A 1,829-nucleotide genomic window follows, 5' to 3' on the forward strand; every position below is an offset into this window, starting at 1 on the left:
CGTATTGTCAAAACTTTTATATTAAATAGGCTATAGAATGTCTTTATAGCGGGCTTTATAAGCAAAAAAATTGCCACCCCCTGAATTCTAAGGATAATTGAAGTTACTACACACCCAAAAACCTAGAATGGAAGTGACAATTTTGTACCCTCAAATTATAACCTATTTATTAACTTATATAAACTTTTTAGAACAAATCATTCGAACATTACTTACCTTATTAATCGGTAAAAGTATGTTTGATAAACCTACAGAACAGCCAGTGAATAAACCTTATCGAAAGTTACAAGTGGATGATCTTCCGATTATTGAAGTACCTGAAAAGCTGGATTATCAAATCCTTCTCTCTGACTACTTAGAGCAGAACGGAAACCCACTTAAGCCTGTTCAACGGCGTAAAAACGCAAAAGTAACAGTACCTAAATCCATGATCTGTCCAAAGTGTGGTGCTCCATCGGAATATCTTTATGCCAATAACGGAGATAAAGGGCAGTATCAATGCAAGGTGTGTTCATGTCTTTTCAGTGATAAGAATCGCTTTTCAAAAGAAGCGATTCTCAAGTGTCCTCACTGCTCCAAAACTCTTGAGAAAATCAAAGAAAGAAAAGACTTTCATGTGTTTAAGTGCAAAAACAACGATTGTTCCTATTATCAAAGAAAACTGAATGGGATGTCCTCAAAGGAAAAGAAACGATTTAAAGAGGATCCACAAGCATTCAAATTAAGATATATTTATCGTCAGTTTCACATTGATTTTCAGCCTTTATCCAAGGAATCACCGGAGTTGCCAGCAGTTGATTTATCTAAGATTTATGCATCACCACATACATTAGGTCTTATCCTGACCTATCATGTTAATTATGGGCTTTCTGCCCGTAAGACAGCTGCCATCATGCAGGATGTTCATGGTGTAGCTATTTCTCATCAGACGATATTGAACTACGAAAATAGTGTAGCTCTTTTACTAAAACCTTACGTAGATCACTATCCTTATGAGCTTTCTGACCAATTCTGTGGCGATGAAACTTACGTTAGAGTAAACGGACGTTGGCATTACTTGTTTTTCTTTTTTGATGCCGTGAAAAAGATTATCCTTTCTTACCCGGTGTCGCCAAAACGTGATACGCCATCTGCCATTCGAGCGATTAATGAAGTCTTACTTAAAATGAAAGAGATTCCGGAGAACCTTACATTTGTGGTTGACGGAAACCCTATCTATCTTCTAGCCCAACACTTCTTTGCTCAACATGGCATTTCATTTGATGTGAAGCAAGTGATTGGTCTTACAAATGAAGACCCTGTTTCAACAGAATACAGACCTTTAAAGCAGATTATCGAGAGGCTAAATCGTACATTTAAAGGCAATTATCGCTCAACACATGGATTTGGTTCAAAACAAGGTTCTGTTTCTTACGTTACTCTGTTTGTGGCTTACTTCAATTTTCTGCGACCACATGCCAGCTTAGAAGGAAAAGTACCGGTAGTGAATCCTGAATTACTAGGGCTACCAACAATGCCAGCACGCTGGACAAAGCTAATAGAGTTAGCCCAAGAATGGATAATTGACCAAAGATCAGCCTAACTTTTTGTTTAGCAGAGCCCTTGAGCTATCCAGCAATCGGCGTCAGCGAACCCTTGACAAACCGAACTTGCCAATGGTTTAAAATGGCAAAAAGCAAGGGCTTATTTGGCATGCCTACTTTTGTTCCCTTCGCCCTTGTTATTCACAACCTAAACCATTGGCGTGTTTGTCAAGGGCGATTGCGTGAGTTAACCACCCAACCACTGATAGAAATCTAGTGAGTTTTCATAGAACTTTTGACATTACC

The 1,829-nt window shown here is 38.4% G+C and carries 1 protein-coding gene; it reads left to right on the top strand.

The window, feature by feature from the left end:
* Positions 1-142 precede the first annotated feature (142 nt).
* Positions 143-1,582: a DDE-type integrase/transposase/recombinase gene (locus tag ACFSCZ_RS07390; protein ID WP_380773204.1), complete on the top strand. Its 1,440-nt coding sequence runs from the start codon at positions 143-145 to the stop codon at positions 1,580-1,582.
* Positions 1,583-1,829: the final 247 nt, after the last annotated feature.

This window comes from Siminovitchia sediminis, from assembly GCF_042680885.1.
GTDB classification, from domain to species: Bacteria; Bacillota; Bacilli; order Bacillales; family Bacillaceae_C; genus Siminovitchia; species Siminovitchia sediminis.